15 protein-coding genes and 1 pseudogene are annotated in these 15,398 nt (G+C 62.8%); 6 read left to right on the plus strand and 10 right to left on the minus strand.

What is annotated here, in order from left to right; all coding sequences use genetic code 11:
- Nucleotides 1-48: 48 nt before the first annotated feature.
- Nucleotides 49-1,623, minus strand: coding sequence for an MFS transporter (locus HX613_RS00900; protein WP_235343594.1), 1,575 nt, complete (start codon nt 1,621-1,623; stop codon nt 49-51).
- 87 nt (nt 1,624-1,710) lie between these two features.
- On the opposite strand from HX613_RS00900, the gene HX613_RS00905 reads away from it, so the two are divergent.
- Together HX613_RS00905 and HX613_RS00910 are read left to right on the plus strand one after the other, a co-directional pair.
- The gene (locus HX613_RS00905; RefSeq protein ID WP_235343595.1) at nt 1,711-2,232 is read left to right on the plus strand and encodes a TetR/AcrR family transcriptional regulator; all 522 of its coding nucleotides are present in this window, start codon (nt 1,711-1,713) and stop codon (nt 2,230-2,232) included.
- A gap of 291 nt (nt 2,233-2,523) precedes the next feature.
- Complete coding sequence (locus tag HX613_RS00910; protein WP_235343596.1) at nt 2,524-3,465, plus strand: hypothetical protein; 942 nt, start codon at nt 2,524-2,526, stop codon at nt 3,463-3,465.
- Between the two features lie 188 nt (nt 3,466-3,653).
- Here the strand turns inward: HX613_RS00910 and HX613_RS00915 are convergent, their stop codons facing one another.
- Entirely contained in the window at nt 3,654-5,474 is a 1,821-nt protein-coding gene (locus HX613_RS00915) for a flavin-containing monooxygenase (protein WP_235343597.1), read from the minus strand.
- A 113-nt stretch (nt 5,475-5,587) separates the two neighbouring features.
- Here HX613_RS00915 and HX613_RS00920 point away from each other — a divergent pair, with 113 nt between their 5' ends.
- Nucleotides 5,588-6,757 (plus strand): GAF domain-containing protein, encoded by a 1,170-nt coding sequence (locus tag HX613_RS00920; RefSeq protein ID WP_235343598.1) that lies wholly within the window; start codon nt 5,588-5,590, stop codon nt 6,755-6,757.
- 18 nt (nt 6,758-6,775) lie between these two features.
- On the opposite strand, the gene HX613_RS00925 is transcribed toward HX613_RS00920, so the two are convergent.
- The 3 genes from HX613_RS00925 to HX613_RS00935 form a co-directional block, all read right to left on the minus strand.
- Nucleotides 6,776-7,195 (minus strand): VOC family protein, encoded by a 420-nt coding sequence (locus HX613_RS00925; protein ID WP_235343599.1) that lies wholly within the window; start codon nt 7,193-7,195, stop codon nt 6,776-6,778.
- Between the two features lie 134 nt (nt 7,196-7,329).
- Nucleotides 7,330-8,163, minus strand: a complete 834-nt coding sequence (locus HX613_RS00930; protein ID WP_235343600.1) for a helix-turn-helix transcriptional regulator — start codon at nt 8,161-8,163, stop codon at nt 7,330-7,332.
- A 37-nt stretch (nt 8,164-8,200) separates the two neighbouring features.
- Complete coding sequence (locus tag HX613_RS00935) at nt 8,201-9,115, minus strand: arylamine N-acetyltransferase family protein (RefSeq protein WP_235343601.1); 915 nt, start codon at nt 9,113-9,115, stop codon at nt 8,201-8,203.
- Nucleotides 9,116-9,203: 88 nt separating this feature from the next.
- Here HX613_RS00935 and HX613_RS21945 point away from each other — a divergent pair.
- Both HX613_RS21945 and HX613_RS00945 read left to right on the plus strand, forming a co-directional pair.
- Nucleotides 9,204-9,323, plus strand: a pseudogene (locus HX613_RS21945) (MarR family transcriptional regulator); the annotation flags it as partial.
- 39 nt (nt 9,324-9,362) lie between these two features.
- On the plus strand, nt 9,363-9,833 hold the full coding sequence (locus tag HX613_RS00945) for an SRPBCC family protein (RefSeq protein WP_235343876.1): 471 nt from the start codon (nt 9,363-9,365) through the stop codon (nt 9,831-9,833).
- Nucleotides 9,834-9,839: 6 nt separating this feature from the next.
- Here the strand turns inward: HX613_RS00945 and HX613_RS00950 are convergent, their stop codons facing one another.
- Nucleotides 9,840-10,169 carry an ArsR/SmtB family transcription factor gene (locus HX613_RS00950; RefSeq protein ID WP_235343602.1) on the minus strand — a complete coding sequence of 110 codons (330 nt, stop codon included), beginning with the start codon at nt 10,167-10,169 and terminating at the stop codon, nt 9,840-9,842.
- A gap of 48 nt (nt 10,170-10,217) precedes the next feature.
- On the opposite strand from HX613_RS00950, the gene HX613_RS00955 reads away from it, so the two are divergent.
- Nucleotides 10,218-11,498, plus strand: a complete 1,281-nt coding sequence (locus tag HX613_RS00955; RefSeq protein WP_235343603.1) for an MFS transporter — start codon at nt 10,218-10,220, stop codon at nt 11,496-11,498.
- 2 nt (nt 11,499-11,500) lie between these two features.
- Here the strand turns inward: HX613_RS00955 and HX613_RS00960 are convergent, their stop codons facing one another.
- From HX613_RS00960 to HX613_RS00975, 4 genes are read right to left on the minus strand one after another with little or no spacing between them, the layout of a single operon-like run.
- On the minus strand, nt 11,501-12,343 hold the full coding sequence (locus tag HX613_RS00960) for an urea carboxylase-associated family protein (protein ID WP_235343604.1): 843 nt from the start codon (nt 12,341-12,343) through the stop codon (nt 11,501-11,503).
- On the minus strand, nt 12,322-13,857 hold the full coding sequence (locus HX613_RS00965) for a tripartite tricarboxylate transporter permease (RefSeq protein WP_235343605.1): 1,536 nt from the start codon (nt 13,855-13,857) through the stop codon (nt 12,322-12,324). The genes HX613_RS00960 and HX613_RS00965 overlap by 22 nt, the downstream gene beginning before the upstream one ends.
- Entirely contained in the window at nt 13,854-14,402 is a 549-nt protein-coding gene (locus HX613_RS00970) for a tripartite tricarboxylate transporter TctB family protein (RefSeq protein WP_235343606.1), read from the minus strand. The genes HX613_RS00965 and HX613_RS00970 overlap by 4 nt, the downstream gene beginning before the upstream one ends.
- A complete protein-coding gene (locus HX613_RS00975; protein WP_235343607.1) occupies nt 14,399-15,391 on the minus strand; it encodes a Bug family tripartite tricarboxylate transporter substrate binding protein in 993 nt (330 codons plus the stop codon). Before HX613_RS00975 ends, HX613_RS00970 begins: the two co-directional genes overlap by 4 nt.
- Between the last annotated feature and the right edge of the window lie 7 nt (nt 15,392-15,398).

Below are 15,398 nucleotides of genomic sequence, written 5' to 3' on the forward strand. Positions count from 1 at the left end.
GCCTCGTCCTAGGACAGAACTCAGCTCCGTCAGTAGGTCTCGGCTCCGTCAGCAGATCTCGGCCGCCGCGGAGTCCTTCGCTGCAGATCCCGCCGAATCCGCCTTCGCCCCGGGCAGGAGTCGTCCGGCACCCTTGAGCCCGAACGTCGTGAGCACCGCCGCGATGAGAACGAGGACCACGGCAGCCCCAGCCGCCCACTGCACGCCGAGGTCGAAGGCCGCCACAGCCGCCTCGGCGATCCGGTCTCCGGCACTGCCGCCGAGCCCGAAGGCGTACTCGAGCGCTGAGCCAAGGGTCTCGTACTGGGGCTGCCCGGCCCTGGCACCGATCGTCGACTGCAAGGCGGTTCCGTAGACCATCGTCGAGAGTCCGCCGAGCACGGACGTTCCCAACACGGATCCGAATTCGTACGCGGTTTCCGATATCGCCGAGGCGGCACCTGCCTTGTTCGCCGGCACCGCGGCGAGGATGAGGTCGTTGGTGATGACCTCGGCCGTGCCGAGACCGATGCCCAAGATGAGGAAGGAGATGGCCATCCCCAGCACCGAGTGCTCGGGTGTGAAGGCCACGATTCCCATTCCGATGGCATTGAGCATCAGAGCGCACGGGACCACGACCCGCGGCTGCAGGCGAGCCATGAGCGGCACCGCCAGATAGCCCGAGGCGATCGAGGTGATGAGCCCGGGGATGAGGACGAGTGCCGCCTGGATCGGCGAGAGACCGAGGACGAGCTGGAGGAGCTGGGTGCCGAAGTAGAGGAAGCCGGCCAATCCCATGACGCTGAGCAGGTTCGATGTCACGGCCGAGGTGAAGACTTTGTTCGCGAAGAGCCTGACCTCGAGCATCGGGTTGGGTGTTGCCAGCTGTCGCAGGATGAAGCCTGCACCGGCGACAACGGCCACCGCGATGCTGACCCAGAAGAGAACGTCGACCCCGTCGGCCATGACATGTTTGATGGCGAAGACGAGCGGCGTGAGCATGAGCATCGACAATGCGATCGACAGCGGATCGATGCGCCCCGGATTCGGATCGCGCGATTCCGAGAGCAGCATGATGGCTGCCGGAATGAAGATCGCGATCAGAGGCAGGTTGATGAAGAAGATCGCGCTCCAGTGGAAGTGCTCGAGCAGGAAGCCGCCGACGATGGGACCCAGCGCGGCGCCGCCGCTGAACATGGCCGCCCACGTGGCGATCGCGACGCGACGGTCCCTGTCGTGGAGGAAGATATTTCGGATCAGCGACAGGGTCGAAGGCATCAGAGTGGCCCCGAAGAGCCCGAGGAGGGCGCGGGCGATGATGAGCATCTCGGCCGAGGTGGAGAACGCCGCCAGAAGGGAAGCGAGCCCGAAGCCGATGGCACCGATGATGAGGAGCTTGCGACGCCCGACCCGGTCGCCGATGCTGCCCATGGCCACGAGCAGGCCCGCGAGCATGAGCGCATAGATGTCGACGATCCAGAGAAGCTGGGTGCCGGTGGGATGGAGTCCGGTGCTGATGGCCGGTATCGCGAATCCCAAGACGGTGTTGTCGATCGAGATGAGCAGAACAGGGATCATCAGCACAGCCAGGCCAGCCCATTCGCGCCGGCCGGCGCGCACTTGTGGTGTCTGTGTGGTGAACATGAAATCTACTGTACCGTCTAGACGGTACAGCTGGCAAGGTAGGGCGCAACGATGATTGGTCTGCGGGCTTCGGCTAGGCTCGGCGCTATGGCACGCAACTCCACCGACACCAAAGAGAAGCTCCTCGACGCCTTCGACATCCTCCTGGACAAGCAGGGCATCTCCGGCGCAACCCTGGATGCGGTCGCTTCGAAGGCTGGCGTGTCCAAGGGAGGCCTGCTCTACCACTACGGATCGAAGGCGGAGCTGATCAAGGGAAGCCTCGAGAGGCTCGACAGGCTCGTTGATGAGGACGTCGAGTCGATGAAGGCCGCCGGTGACCGACTGCACATGTACTATCTCGAGACGTCAGCCGAGACCGGTACGCCGCTGGACCGCAGCCTCATCGCGGCGAGCTGCCTGGCGCAGGAGAATGACGAAGCGAAGGATTCACTGCGGAGGACCAGGGAAGCATGGTTCGACGCACTCAATGAGCATCTCGGTGATCCCGATCTGGCGATGACGGTTCAGCTCATCGGCGATGGCATGTACTTCAATCAGAACTTCAGCCTCTCCCAGGACGAGGCTCTCAAACACGTCAAGAACGTGCTGGCGCGGTTGGGACTATAGGCAGCTCACCGGTGCGTTAACACTGCGCCCCGGGGCAGAGGTCGCCTAGGCGAACTTCGTCCGCGCATGCGGAGCCTCCACGCGCAGCCATGTGCCTTAAGTGGTCGAAACGGTCAGATTCTGCTGCCCAGAACGTGTCCATTCTGACCAGCTAAGGCCCACGCTGAGCTATTTCTACGGCAGCAGGGGCCAACTTCTTGACAGTCACTTGCGCGCTGATTCCTGTGGACAGTAATTCTCTTTCCACAGGGCAAAAATTAGTGCTCCCCTTCCCGGCAAGAATGCTGCACGATGGCAATCATGTTCAACGACAGCAGGTGGGAGATGCGCGACTATCCACGCTTGTTTGCAGCAAGTGAGGCAGAGGCTCTGGGGATAACCCGCCACTACCTGTTCAGAACACAACGCTGCCCGATCATACTTCCCGGCGTGCGCATGGACCGGGAGACTCTCGAAAGCCGCCGCACACCACGTTGGGCCGATGACCGCTGGGAATGGGATTCCTTGCGCCTACGAGCGGCCCGATTGAAGTTCGATCAGGTGCTCGCCGATCATGCGACAGCGGCCCGGATCTACGGGTGGCCGATGCCGGCGAATTTCAGGACAGATCCCCGCCTCAGCCTGTGCACAGCTGATTTGGCATTGCGGGTCCGACTGCCGAACGTCATACTTCGTCGATCCGCGCAGATCTCCAATGCAAGGTGGCTCGATCTTCCTGTACTGGCTCCCGCCGATGTCTTCATCTCCATCGCGCCTGACCTGACGATCCGAGATCTGGTGAAGGTCGGGGATGCAGCTGTCGGCTGGTGGCACGGACCGCCTCAGCTGACTGTCGACATGTTGTCTAATCGAGTAGGGCAACGCAAAAGACTGAGGGCGCGTCGTCGTCTGTGTCATGCGATTGATCTGATCCGGTCCGGTGTCGATTCCCCGACTGAGACCGATCTGCGCTTGTGGATCGTCTCCGTCGGACTCCCCGAACCGACCGTTCACCCGAAGATCAGCAGTGACCTGGGCAGAGGCGCCATAGAGCCCGATCTCGGCTACGAGAATGCACGTCTCGCACTCGAGTACGAAGGCGATCACCACAGGTCATCGCCAACCCAGTGGGCTCGCGACATCGAACGCGATGAAGCGATGAGGGACGCAGGTTGGACAGTGTTCAAGGTGACCCGCCGGACTGATTATCGCCTACTCCAGACCAAGATCCGCCGCCATCTAGGCTTGACATGATTCGCATTGCGGCAACCCAAACTGAGACGGCTCGCGATCTCGCCTCTCGAACCGGCCATCAGCAGCGCTCTCGGCCCCTCAGTTGAAATGTCACGACATGGCAGAACTTCTTAGGTGGTCGAAATGGGCTGTTTCCGACAATCGGAATCAGCCCATTTCGACCACCTTAGGCAGCACACACAACGAGGTCAGCTCAGGTGGTGCACGTCCTGCAGGCGATACACCGGGGTATCCAACCCCTCATAGCGCGCCTTGAGCTGGAGCCCCAGGTACAGCGAGTAGTGCCGTGACTGGTGGAGGTTGCCGCCCATGAACCAGAGGTTCTCCTGTTGAGTGGGCTTCCACATGTTCCGCTCCTCGCCTTCCCACGGGCCGGGATCCTTTGTGGTCTCCGAGCCCAGGCCCCAGCATTTGCCCACCTTGTCCGCCGTCTCCTGATCCACGAGATCGGCGACCCAGCCATTCATCGAGCCGTATCCGGTTGCGTAGACGACAAGGTCAGCAGGCAGCTCTGTGCCATCGGCAAGCACCACCGAGGTCTCGGTCAGATGGTCGACGTCGCCCTTGGCCAGCTTCACCTTGCCATCGGCGACGAGTTCTGCCGAACCGACGTCGATGTAGTAGCCCGAGCCGCGGCGCAGGTACTTGAGGAAGAGCCCGGATTCGTCGTCGCCGAAGTCGAGATCGAATCCGGCGGCCTCCATGCGCTGGTAGAAGTCCTTGTCACGTTCCTTCATCTGGTCGTAGAGCGGAATCTGGAATTGGTGCATGATCCGATACGGCAAGGAGGCGAAGATGAGGTCGGCCTTCTCGGTCGTCACGCCGTTGGCAAGTGCCTTCTCCGAGTAGAGGTCGCCGAGCCCGATCTCCATGAGGGAGTCGCTCTTGACAATGTGTGTGCTCGAGCGCTGCACCATCGTGACGTCGGCACCGTGTTCGTAGAGCGCTCCGCAGATGTCGAAGGCGGAGTTGTTGCTGCCGATGACGACGACCCTCTTGCCCGTATAGGCGTCGGGGCCACGGTGCTGCGAGGAATGCTGCTGCTCTCCCCTGAAGATGTCGGCACCAGGAAAGGATGGGACATTCGGTTTGCCCGACATTCCGGTGGCCATTACCAGGTGTGTCGGGTTGAGCGTGACCTTCTTACCATCGCGGTCGACTTCCACCGTCCACTGTTTGGCCTTCTCGTCATACTTCGCCGAGTTCGCCGTCGTCGATGACCAGTACGGAATCTCCATCACCTTGGTGTAGAACTCCAACCAATCGGCGATCTTGTCCTTGGGTGCGAAGACGGGCCAGTTGTCGGGGAATTTGAGATAGGGCAGGTGGTCGTACCACACGGGGTCGTGCAGGCACAGTGACTTATACCGAGAACGCCACTGGTCTCCCGGCCTCTCCCACCGATCGATGACGAGCGCCGGGACTCCCATCTGACGCAGGCGAGCGCCGAGAGCAATGCCGCCCTGTCCCCCGCCGACGACGAGTGTGTACGGCTGTGCGGTGTCTCCCCAGGCTGCGTCCTCCTCTGCAAGCTTCTCCGACCAGCTCTTCCGCTCAGGATCCACGCCGTGTTCGGCGCCCTTGATCCGTCGGTCTCCGCGAGGCTCTTCATAGCCTGTCAGTTCCTGCAACGCGGTGAGCATGGTCCATGCTTTGGTCCCGTCCTCGTCGATGAGCCGCACCAGGCCCTTGCCGCGGCCGACAGAGGTGGCGAAGGTGAACCAGGCTTCGGTGACTCCGTCGGCGGTGGTGGCGGGATCGCTGAGCTCGAAGTCAGATGGTGAGACCCGGTCCGCGTTCACGGTCAGCAGGTCTCTGACCCCGTCATGGTTCTCCACCGTATTGAGGTTCCACGTGAAAGACACGAGATCCCTCCAGTAGCTGGCAGTGGCGAACAGTCCCACTGCTGCTTCGACGTCACGCGCCCGCAGTGCGGACTCGAACTCGTTCAGCCATTCGGTCGCGATGTCATCGGCGGTGAGCTGCGGGCGATCAATTGTCGTTGTCATGTCACTCCTCTTCGTTGAGCTGTGTGTCCTCAAGCTATCCCGCCAAGAACACTCGCGGAAGAGTTGCATCGAGTTGCATGGCCAGTGCCGACGACCACGCCTATACTCGTCGTATGCCTCAGCCGGATCTGGCGCATCTCGCCAGAGATCTGACACGCATTCACGATGCAGTGATCACCGGCGCTTCGCCGCCGGAGCAGCCGCGAGCGCTCGTTGCGCGCTCGTGGGATCGAATGCTGCGTTTGGGCCTTGACCCGTCCGGAAGCAACCGCAGAATCCTCTCCGCCGAGGCGGATGTTGAGTCCCGAAGGCATCGTTCGAAGCTGCGCCTCATCGTCGAGGAGCTGAAATCCGTGCTGCTGAGGATGCCCGATGCAGGCAGCTTCATCCTTGTCGTCGCCGATGCCGAGGGAGTGATCCTGTGGCGAGACGGCGCCACCGCAGCCAGACGTCAGGCGGATTCGCTGGGATTCGTCGAGGGTGCCCACTGGTCCGAGTCCAAGGTGGGCACGAATGCCATCGGCACTGCTCTGGCCGAGGAGGCCGCGGTCCAGCTGTTCTCCGCGGAGCACTTCGAAACCTCGCAGCATCCCTGGTATTGCAGTGCGGTTCCCATCCACGATCCCATCGATGGCAGCCTCCTGGGCGTCGTCGACATCAGCGGGCCAGCACTCACCCTCCATCCTGCCGTGCAGTCTCTGGTCACAACTGCCGTCCATCTGGCGCAGGCGAGGCTCTCGCTCATCCAGCAGGAGCAGCTGAGCAGCCTGCGCAATCGCATGTCCATCGTCCTCAGCGGCAGTCGCGGTCCTGCGCTGGTCGTCGATGACGATGGCTGGGTCGCCTACCAGCAGGGTGTGCGCAGCCGCGATCGGATCGAAGTGCCGGCAGCTGACCGCACCATCCTCATCCCCGGTGCTGGACTGTGTCTGCCGGAGAAGATCACTGGCGGGTGGCTGCTGAGGCCGGCAGAGGCCGTCGACGAGGCACAGGTCTCGGTCACGCTGAGACAGACAAGCCAGCCCGCGGTGCTCGAGATCGATTCGGGGGCCGACCCTCTCCGCGTTCCGCTCACGCCACGGCGTGCGCAGATCCTCGCCGCGATCACCTCGGCGGGGCCATCTGGAATCAGCGCCGCTGACCTCAGCCGCACGCTCTATGGTGATGCCGAGCATCTGGTAACGGTGCGCGCCGAGGTCTCCCGCCTCCGCCGCTCGATCGGAGCACTTCTTGCGACGCAGCCTTATCGCTGGGCCGAGGGAGTGAGCGCGAGACGCGCGTAGTCCAACTTGATCTGCAGGTCACTCCTGATCTGCGCCCGCACCCCGATAGGTCCCGCAGCTCCACAGCACCCCTTCGGGATCGGTGACGCTGAAGTCCTTGGACCCATAGTCCTGTTCGGTCAGACCCATGACCTCTGTCGCCCCGGCCGCGATCGCTCGATGGTAGAGCTCCTCGACTCGGCCCGTGGCGATGTAGACCGAGCCGGCGGCGACTCCGGTCTTCGTCATGACACCGCCGTCGTCGCGCGTGGAGCCGAGCATGACTCCCCCACCTTCTGGCCAACGCAGTTCGGCGTGATCGACTCGCTGCGGGACATCGGCGTTCGTGTACTCAGCGACGACTTCGAAGCCGAAGGCGTCCTGTAGGAACGCGATCGCGGCCTTCGCATCTCGGTAGCGGAACGTGGGCCAGACATTGGCTCCGGTGGTCGTTGACATGATGTGTCCTTTCCTCGTCGTATCGGTCCACACCATCGTGGACCCGGCGCCACCTCGGCGGCTTGGACATTTGGGAACTGCGCGGGCTGAGGCGACAAAGGGTGCAGCTGCACCGACGCTCGCCGAGGCGGCGTTCACCGATCCGGCGGACGTCGATCCCGGTCCTGGCGCACCACGGGATCCTCGGTCAGCCACAGAGACGGACTGGTCCCGGTGAGCAGTCGGAAGTCGCGGTTGAGATGAGATTGGTCGGCATAACCGCAGGTCGCGGCGATATCTGCCAAGGTTCGAGACTGCGCCGAGATCATTCGTCTCGCCCGATCGAATCGCATGACCCGCGCCGCCTCCTTGGGTCCGATGCCGAATTCTGCACGGAACACTCCGTTGAGGTGGCGTCTGCTCCAACCGATCCGATCCGCCACAAGTGAGACGGGCAGCCCACCATGGCTGCGGGCGATCTGCTTCCAGGAGCTGACCACCTCGGGCCGAGGCTGGGTGCCCTCGTGGACGGCGCGCACGAGGACCTCGTCGACGGCCTCGAAGCGGGCAGACCAGGTCGTGGCTTCATTGACGCGTTCGTGCAGCTCGGTGGCGATGGGTCGTGAGATCTCGGCAAGGTCGTGCGTGCGATGAGCGAGGTCGACGGCAGGGGTGTCGAAGAGGATGCGAGGAGCGAAGGGGGTGAAGTTGATCTGGATTCCGGCCATTGCGCCGTTGTGCCTGATGAGGGTGGGCCGCAGATGCAGACCCGCGAGCAGTACGTCGAAGGACTCGGTGCACTCGGTTGCCGCGTCGTACTGGTGCAGCGGTTCGTCGATGGAGACGATGAACGTCAGGGTGCCCGATGGCAACCCGAGATGTGTCCCCGCGGGGACGCCCGAAATGTCGTAGGCGACATAGTCACCCACATAGGGACTCAGGCGCGGGTGTGGCCTGCGAATGAGGTCATCCCGAGTCGCCGCGGACATGACAGCAGTGTAGACCCGGGGGCTGACACCAGGCACCTCACCCCTCGGCGGTCGCGCTCCACACCAGGCCCGTGAACTCCTTGTCGAGGTCGAGTCCGAAGTCGGTCGACAGCACCTCGGCGAATCCCGTGGCATCAGTCAGGGTCCGTTCTTCTCGGTCGGGTCGCACACCGCCGATCATGCGCCGCAGTCGGCGCCCCTCCAAAGTGACCCTGCCGCCGTCAGGCAGCGGCAGAGCGAGAATCGGCGGGCCTGTGAACCGCGATCCGGGCTTCGTCGAGGTGAACCAGTTCGCCAGGTCCAGATCGGCCTGCGGGCGAGGGACTTCGCTGAACGCATAGACGGTGCGAAAGTCCTGGTCATCTCGTGCTCGTGATTGGAGCACCCAGTCGCTGTCGGCGCGCAGCTGCGGTGTGAGAACAGTCCTCGCGGGGACAAGTCGGTGCTCGCCGTGGGACGTCATTCTCGCCGCAGCGGATTCGGAAAGCTCGAGCGCAGCTTCCGGTGTTCCCCCACCGAAGCCGGAATCAATGAGAAAACGACGGTCGTCGAGGTCGACGATGGTCGCCTGGTGAGTCAGTGCTCCCGGTGCCATCTGCCCGTCGCCCAGGTGGACCCGAGCCAGAATCGGGTGTGCCCTCAGCCCCAAATCGGTGACGACCCCGCGGATGAGTGACGCATGCTCGTGGCAGTATCCGCCCCGACCATCAGTGAGCAGTTTGTCCGCGGCTCCGTCGACGTCGATGGCGACAGCTTTGAGGTCTCCCCTGGTGCGAAAGGCAACTACGTCGAGATTCTCAAAGCAGATCGAGTGCGTGTGCGCGACCAGGATCTCGTCGAGAAGTTCGACAATCTGCGCACAGGATCCCTGAGCACGTCGGAGCAATTCGGGGGCGGAATCACTCAACCCGAGCCGATCCGTATAACGGCTGAGAAGCGAAGCGTGCGTCATGTGTCGACCTCCCTGGGGTGCCGCGCAGTCGTTGTCACTGTCTGATTCGATCCTATGGCTGAGGGGATTGGAACGCTATTTCAGTTTGATGCCGCCAGCCCATCGACGACTCCTTGACGTCCTCCGCCATGAGGACGGGCAGTCACTGAGCGAACTCTGTGAAGGCCTCTCGATGGCCAGACAGTCAGTGACACAGCACTTGAATCTGCTCATCGACGCCGTCAAGAGAAGAGCTGAGGAGACAGCCATGACCACCACCGAAGAATTTCCCGATTTCGTCTATGTCACCTATATCCGAGCCACTCCGCAGCAGGTCTGGGACGCGCTCACCGATCCCGAGATCACGCAACGCTACTGGGATGGCGTCGCCGTCGTCTCAGACTGGCAGGTCGGGTCGTCATGGGCTCACCACAAAGGCGGACCGGACGGTAAGGCCGATGTCTGGGGCAAGATCCTTGAGACCGATCCACCGAGAAAGCTCGTCTTCACCTTCCAACCCATCGACCAGGATCTCGAAGACGAAGGTTCGATCGCCAGTTACCTTATCGAGCAGTCCGGCGAGGTGGTGAAGCTGACCGTCACCCACACGAACTTCGCCGACGCCGGCCTGCACACCGGAATCTCGAAGGGCTGGCCCGCGGTTCTCGCCGGGCTCAAGTCCTATCTGGAGACCGGTCAGGCACTGCCCGACGACAGCTGGGACATGGCGGTGCGCTGAGCGCCGTCACTCCTGCAGAGCAGACTCCGCCTGCAGTACGGACTCCAGCAGGCCTGGAAAACGAGCGTCGATATCGTCTCGACGCAGCGTCAGGCGGCGGTTCCGGCCGTGCAGTTCGCTGATGATGACACCGGCTTCGCGCAGCACCTTAACCTGGTGCGAGCGCGTCGACTTCGGTGCGTTCGGATCCAGCGCCGAGCAGTTCGCCATGTCCATCGGACCCTCCTTGAGCTGCTGGACCAGGGCCAGTCTGGCCTCGTCGCTCAGCGCGAACAGCACCGATGTCAGCTCGATGTCCTCGCGCTCCGGATGCGGCAGTTTTTCATTGGCAACCATAGTTCGATAATAGTTGAACTGTTTGAGAATGTCGTATAGCCTCCAAGAATGGTTCCAAAACTTTCGAACACTATGGAGGAGGCTTCTGTCTCCGCAATTCAGCCGGCTCCCACCTCTGCTTGGTGGTCGCGCGAGCGCTGGCGTCTGCGCCTAGTCCTGATCGCCACCTCGGCGATGATGGCCGGAGCCAGCGCTCCGTCGCCGTTCTATCCGGTCATCCAGGCCGATTTCGGCTTTGCTCCAGTGATGATCACGGTGGTGTTCGCCGCCTACGCCGTGGCATTGCTGGCGGCACTGCTCACTGCGGGCGCACTCTCCGATCACATCGGACGCCGCCCCGTCATCTGCGCGGCGTTCGTCGTGCTCGCCATCAGCATGTTTCTGTTCTGGCATGCCGACAGCGCTGCGGCACTGATCCTCTCCCGGGTCGTCCAAGGAATTGCCAGCGGAATTCTGCTGTCGACTCTCTCGGCGACGGTCGTCGACCTGGAACTGCCGCACAAGCCTGGCTCAGCCTCCTCGTGGAACGCGATTTCGGCAATGGCGGGCCTGGCCATCGGCGGACTGTTCGCCGGAGCGACTCTCGCCGTATTCGTCGAGGGCAGCGGAGCCGCGGTGGTCTTCGGAACCCTCGTGGGAACATATCTGCTGCTGGCCATCATCGTCTGGGTCCTGCCGGAGACCTCGGCCCGACGACGAGGAGCCTGGGCATCTTTGCTGCCGCGCGCGGCTCTGCCCAGGGAAGTCCGCAAGGCGTTCCTGTTCGCTGTGCCGGCCTTCGTCGCCGGCTGGGCCACGGGAGGCTTGTACCTCTCCCTCGGCTCAAACATCATCACCACCGAGTTCCATACGAGTTCCCACCTCGTCAGCGGACTCGTCGTCACGATGCTCGCCGGTTCCGGAGGACTGGCCGGATTCTTCATGCGCAACCGATCCGCGCGCACCGTCACCCTCTACGGCACGGTCTCACTCGCCGTCGGCAGCTCTCTCACCCTAGTCGCCCTGACTCTCACTTCGCCCGAACTGTACTGCCTCGCTGTCATCATCACCGGAACCGGCTTCGGCACGGCCTTCCCGGGTGCGCTGAAGACCATCCAGGCAGTCGTGAAGCCGGAGGCCAACGCCGAGGTGATGGCCGCAGTCTTCGTCGTCTGCTACCTGGCATTCGGCCTTCCGGTCGTCATCGCCGGGATCCTCGTGCCCGCCATCGGACTCTTCGCAACCGCATGCTGGTATGGCGGCTTCGTGGCATTCCTTGCCCTCTGCGCGGCATTCCTCCGCTGGTTCGGCGGCGGGCACTTGCACTCGGCCGGCACCCATAGCGCTTAGGCTCACGCCCAGGGCTGGGGCTTCAGCCCGTGCCCGCCCCGGTAGTTCGGTGAGCTCGGTTCGCTCCACTCGCCGAGGAGGTTCTCCGGCAGCGCATAGACGGTGACCTTGAGTGGGTGGCAGTTCTCGACAGGGTCCTCGTTGTCCTCGCCGAACATCGGCTTCGACAGGTCTCCCCCGGGACAGGTCGAGAGTGCAGCCAACAGATCCTGCTCCGCGAAGAACTCGAAATGGTCACCCGGCTGTGCAGGACAGGTCTTCATGAAGTATTCGTCGTTGTCATTCAGCCCCGTGCATTGGAAGACGTTGAGGACATCGTGGACGTCGAACTCCGTCAGCCCGAACGGGAGGACAGCGCGGACCAGGTTCGAATGGCAGTGGTAGTCGAAGTCGATGCCGTTGAGCATCTGTGAGACATAGGGGTCGCAGCGTGTGCCGAGGGTGTCGTGGAGGCGACCGCCCTCGGGATCTGTGCCGTAGTCGGCCAAGGTGTCGCCGACGATCGTGGCCATGGGGCGCAGGAACGGCAGCGTCGACCACAGCCGGTCGAACGTCGAGACGTGCGCGGCCTGCAGCTGACGGGTCCGCGAGGCCCAGAACCTCTCCCTCGGATCGTGCCGATTCCACAGGTTGAGGTCCCCGACCTGCGGGCCCTCAACGGTGGAGATCCGACAGACATGGCCGGCTGGCACCTCCCAGGCCTGACCCGAACGGATGGGGATGGTGATTTCCTCGACGACTTCGCGCCGTTCGGTCTGCTCACCGATGGGCCGGTAGAAGTCACGATCGGCTTCGAGGGCGGACCCCTGGTAGGCGGCTTCGGTCAATCGCGGTTGCTGCGACATTCGGTGTCCTCTCTTCGGGCGGTGGCCTTCTGCTTCCCCAGCATCTGCTTCCACGGTAATGCTGTCAGCAGGGAGAGGACAGCGATGGCCAGGAACACAATCACGATCGGCTGCGAGACGACTGCCCCGAAGTCTCCACCGGTCAGGCCGAGGGCCTGCTGCAAGTTGCGTTCGAGCATTTCCCCCAGAACCAATCCGATGACCAGCAGCGCCGGTGACATTCCGACCAGACGCATCACGTAGCCCAGAACGCCGAAGCCCAGCGCAATGTAGACATCGGTTGCCGAGTTGTGGATGCTGTAGCAGGAGATGAGGGCCAGCATGAGGATCACCGGTGCCATATACGGCATGGGAATCGCGAGAATCTTAGCCAGCAGCGGAGAGGCAGCGATGTTGATGATCACGCCGAGGACGGCACTGATCAGAAGCGCGCCGATGATCGTCCACCCTAAAACTGGGTTGGCGTCGAAGAAGCCCGGTCCGGGGTTGAGCCCGTACATCATCAGATAGGCCAGCAGCACCGCGGTCGTTCCTGACCCGGGGATGCCCAGAGTCAGCAGCGGAACCATGGACCCGGATACAGCAGCGTTGTTCGCTGCCTCGGGTGCGACGAGTCCTCGCACTGCTCCCTTGCCCATTCCTGCGGAGGCGGGCGCCAGCCGCTTCTCCAGACCGTAGGAGAAGAATGCGGCGATCGTCGTCCCCGCTCCTGGAAGGACTCCGGAGACGAATCCGATGACCGAGCCGCGCAGGCTCGGCAGAGTTCCCTGTCTGAGTTCTCCCTTGGTCGGGAAGAAGCGGCCACTGAGGCGGGACAGACCCTGGCTGGTGCTGCCCATCATTGTGCTGGCAAGGATCTCACCGACTCCGAAGACTCCGATGATCGCTACGATCGGTTCGACGCCTTCCAGCAGTGTGAACGTGCCGAACGTGAATCGCGGCAGCCCCGATTGGAGTTCGATGCCGACCATGGAGATCGCGACACCGATCACCACAGCGGTCAGACCGAGCATCGGAGCATTTCCCACCAGCGTGGCGCTGAGCACGAGGGCCATGACGACCACGGCGAAGTAGGCGGCTGGGCCGAATGCCAACCCCAGCTCGGACATCGGGCCTGCGATGAATGCCAGCCCCAGAAACGCCAGAAGGCTGCCCACGAATGAGGCGAGGGCTGAGATCGTCAGGGCTGTCGCAGCTTTGCCCTTGAGAGCCATCGGGTGTCCATCGAGGGTGGTCATGATCGCGCCGGGGTCGCCTGGGATGTTGAGCAGGATCGCCGAGATCCGGCCTCCGTATTCGGCGCCGAGATACAACGAGACCATCAGCGGCAGAGACAGTTCGGCGGGCATGGTGATCGCCACAGGCAGCAGCAGTGCGATCGCTGTCGAGGGTCCGACCCCGGGGAGGAGACCGGCGACGGTACCGAGGAGCACGCCGAGGAGGATGACGAGAAGCAGGATCGGCGAGGTGGTGATCGTGCCCAGTGCGCCCAGCAGTTCAGTCCAGGAGTTCATAGGTTCAGTCCTCCGAAGAGCAGGTACTCGATCCAGCCAACGGGCAGGAGCACGTTCAACCACACGTCGAAGACGAGGAAGAGCACCAGGCCGATGACCAGGCCCACGACCAGCAGCCACGCCGCGCGCTTGAGTGACAGCTTGACTCCGAAGACGAATGTGGTGGTCAGGACCGAGAAGATGGCAGCCGCCTCGGCGAATCCGATGAGGAAGATCGACGCAGCAAACAGCGCGAAGAGCACGATGCAGATGCCGACTCGCGCCAGCTCAGTCTTCGATACCGCCTGCACCTCGACGCGTCCGCGAAGCAGGGTGAGCGCGCCGAGTGCGGTGGTGCAGATCAGGACGATGGCGACGACGACAGGGAAGGTTTTGGGCCCGATCCCTTCGTCGGTCTCCGCGTTCGGCAGCAGCAGAGCGTTGACCAGATAGAAGACGGCGATGGCGCCGAGGACTGCCGCGGCGATGCCCGTCGACAGGGCGGTGCTCTCTGTCTTAGACCCCGCTTCGTGCGGCGTCTCGATCAGTGTAGGTTCAGATGTCATTTCGCCAATCCCACCTTTTCGAGCACTTCGGTCGACTCCTTCTTCTCAGGCAGAATGACCGAATCCAACCATTCGTCACCCGGCATATAAGCGGGGTCGATGCCCAAGGCATCTGCTTGGTCCTTGAACTCTTCCGACTCGACGCTGCTCTTGAGGGAGGCCCGCCACCACTGAACGGCTTCGTCCGACATTCCGGCGGGACCGAATACGCCGCGCCAGTGGTTGATCGTGATGTCCATGTCGAGGTCGTGCCAGGTCGGTGCGCCCTTGGCCGGGCCGTCGGTGAGGGTCTTCGGCGCTGAAACGGCGATGATCTCGACGTCGCCGGATTCGACGAGCTCCATCGCTTCTGAGAGTCCTGTCGAGGCAACGTCAACGCGACCACCCAGAAGTTCGTTGTTGAGGTCGCCCCCGTCGGAGAATGCAACCAGGTTCAACGACGCCAGGTCGTCGATGCCGTATTCACTGGCCGGTCGGAGCACATTGAGCTGGTCATCGCTGGGAACGGTGCCGATGCCGAACTTCACGGACTTAGGATCATCCTTGACACTGTCGAGGACCTTCTCAGGTGAGTCGAACTCCGAGTCGGACCTGGCCAACCAGACTTCATAGTCGGTGGTCAGCTGGGCTATCGGAGTGAAGTCGTCAAGTGACATGTCAGTCGTCCCGGTGATGTGGGACAGGAAGATGCGATTGGATTCGAAGACCACGCTGGTTCCGTCATTCTCACGCTGCAGGACGGCTGCACGGGCAGGGTTGCCGCCGCCTCCGCCCATGTTCTCGATCGTCATCAGGCTGTCGACGCCTGCGGCTTCGAGACCGTCCTTCGTCATCCGCGCAGCCAGGTCGAGACCGCCCCCTGGCGATCCCGCTGCAATGGCAGTGATCCGTGGTGGCGGAAAGCCCTCGTTGCGATCGATGTCGGGCATACAGGCAGTCGTCGACATGAGGGTCATCAGCACGACTGCGGCAGCCAAGGGCTTTCGCATCGGACGA

The sequence above is a fragment of the Brevibacterium sp. UCMA 11754 genome, from assembly GCF_021532275.1.
GTDB lineage: Bacteria > Actinomycetota > Actinomycetes > Actinomycetales > Brevibacteriaceae > Brevibacterium.

Coding starts and splice junctions, on each gene's coding strand:
- HX613_RS00900 (WP_235343594.1), bottom strand. CDS start 1,623: ATGTTCACCACACAGACACCACAAGTGCGCGCCGGCCGGCGCGAATGG.
- HX613_RS00905 (WP_235343595.1), top strand. CDS start 1,711: ATGGCACGCAACTCCACCGACACCAAAGAGAAGCTCCTCGACGCCTTC.
- HX613_RS00910 (WP_235343596.1), top strand. CDS start 2,524: ATGGCAATCATGTTCAACGACAGCAGGTGGGAGATGCGCGACTATCCA.
- HX613_RS00915 (WP_235343597.1), bottom strand. CDS start 5,474: ATGACAACGACAATTGATCGCCCGCAGCTCACCGCCGATGACATCGCG.
- HX613_RS00920 (WP_235343598.1), top strand. CDS start 5,588: ATGCCTCAGCCGGATCTGGCGCATCTCGCCAGAGATCTGACACGCATT.
- HX613_RS00925 (WP_235343599.1), bottom strand. CDS start 7,195: ATGTCAACGACCACCGGAGCCAATGTCTGGCCCACGTTCCGCTACCGA.
- HX613_RS00930 (WP_235343600.1), bottom strand. CDS start 8,163: ATGTCCGCGGCGACTCGGGATGACCTCATTCGCAGGCCACACCCGCGC.
- HX613_RS00935 (WP_235343601.1), bottom strand. CDS start 9,115: ATGACGCACGCTTCGCTTCTCAGCCGTTATACGGATCGGCTCGGGTTG.
- HX613_RS00945 (WP_235343876.1), top strand. CDS start 9,363: ATGACCACCACCGAAGAATTTCCCGATTTCGTCTATGTCACCTATATC.
- HX613_RS00950 (WP_235343602.1), bottom strand. CDS start 10,169: ATGGTTGCCAATGAAAAACTGCCGCATCCGGAGCGCGAGGACATCGAG.
- HX613_RS00955 (WP_235343603.1), top strand. CDS start 10,218: ATGGTTCCAAAACTTTCGAACACTATGGAGGAGGCTTCTGTCTCCGCA.
- HX613_RS00960 (WP_235343604.1), bottom strand. CDS start 12,343: ATGTCGCAGCAACCGCGATTGACCGAAGCCGCCTACCAGGGGTCCGCC.
- HX613_RS00965 (WP_235343605.1), bottom strand. CDS start 13,857: ATGAACTCCTGGACTGAACTGCTGGGCGCACTGGGCACGATCACCACC.
- HX613_RS00970 (WP_235343606.1), bottom strand. CDS start 14,402: ATGACATCTGAACCTACACTGATCGAGACGCCGCACGAAGCGGGGTCT.
- HX613_RS00975 (WP_235343607.1), bottom strand. CDS start 15,391: ATGCGAAAGCCCTTGGCTGCCGCAGTCGTGCTGATGACCCTCATGTCG.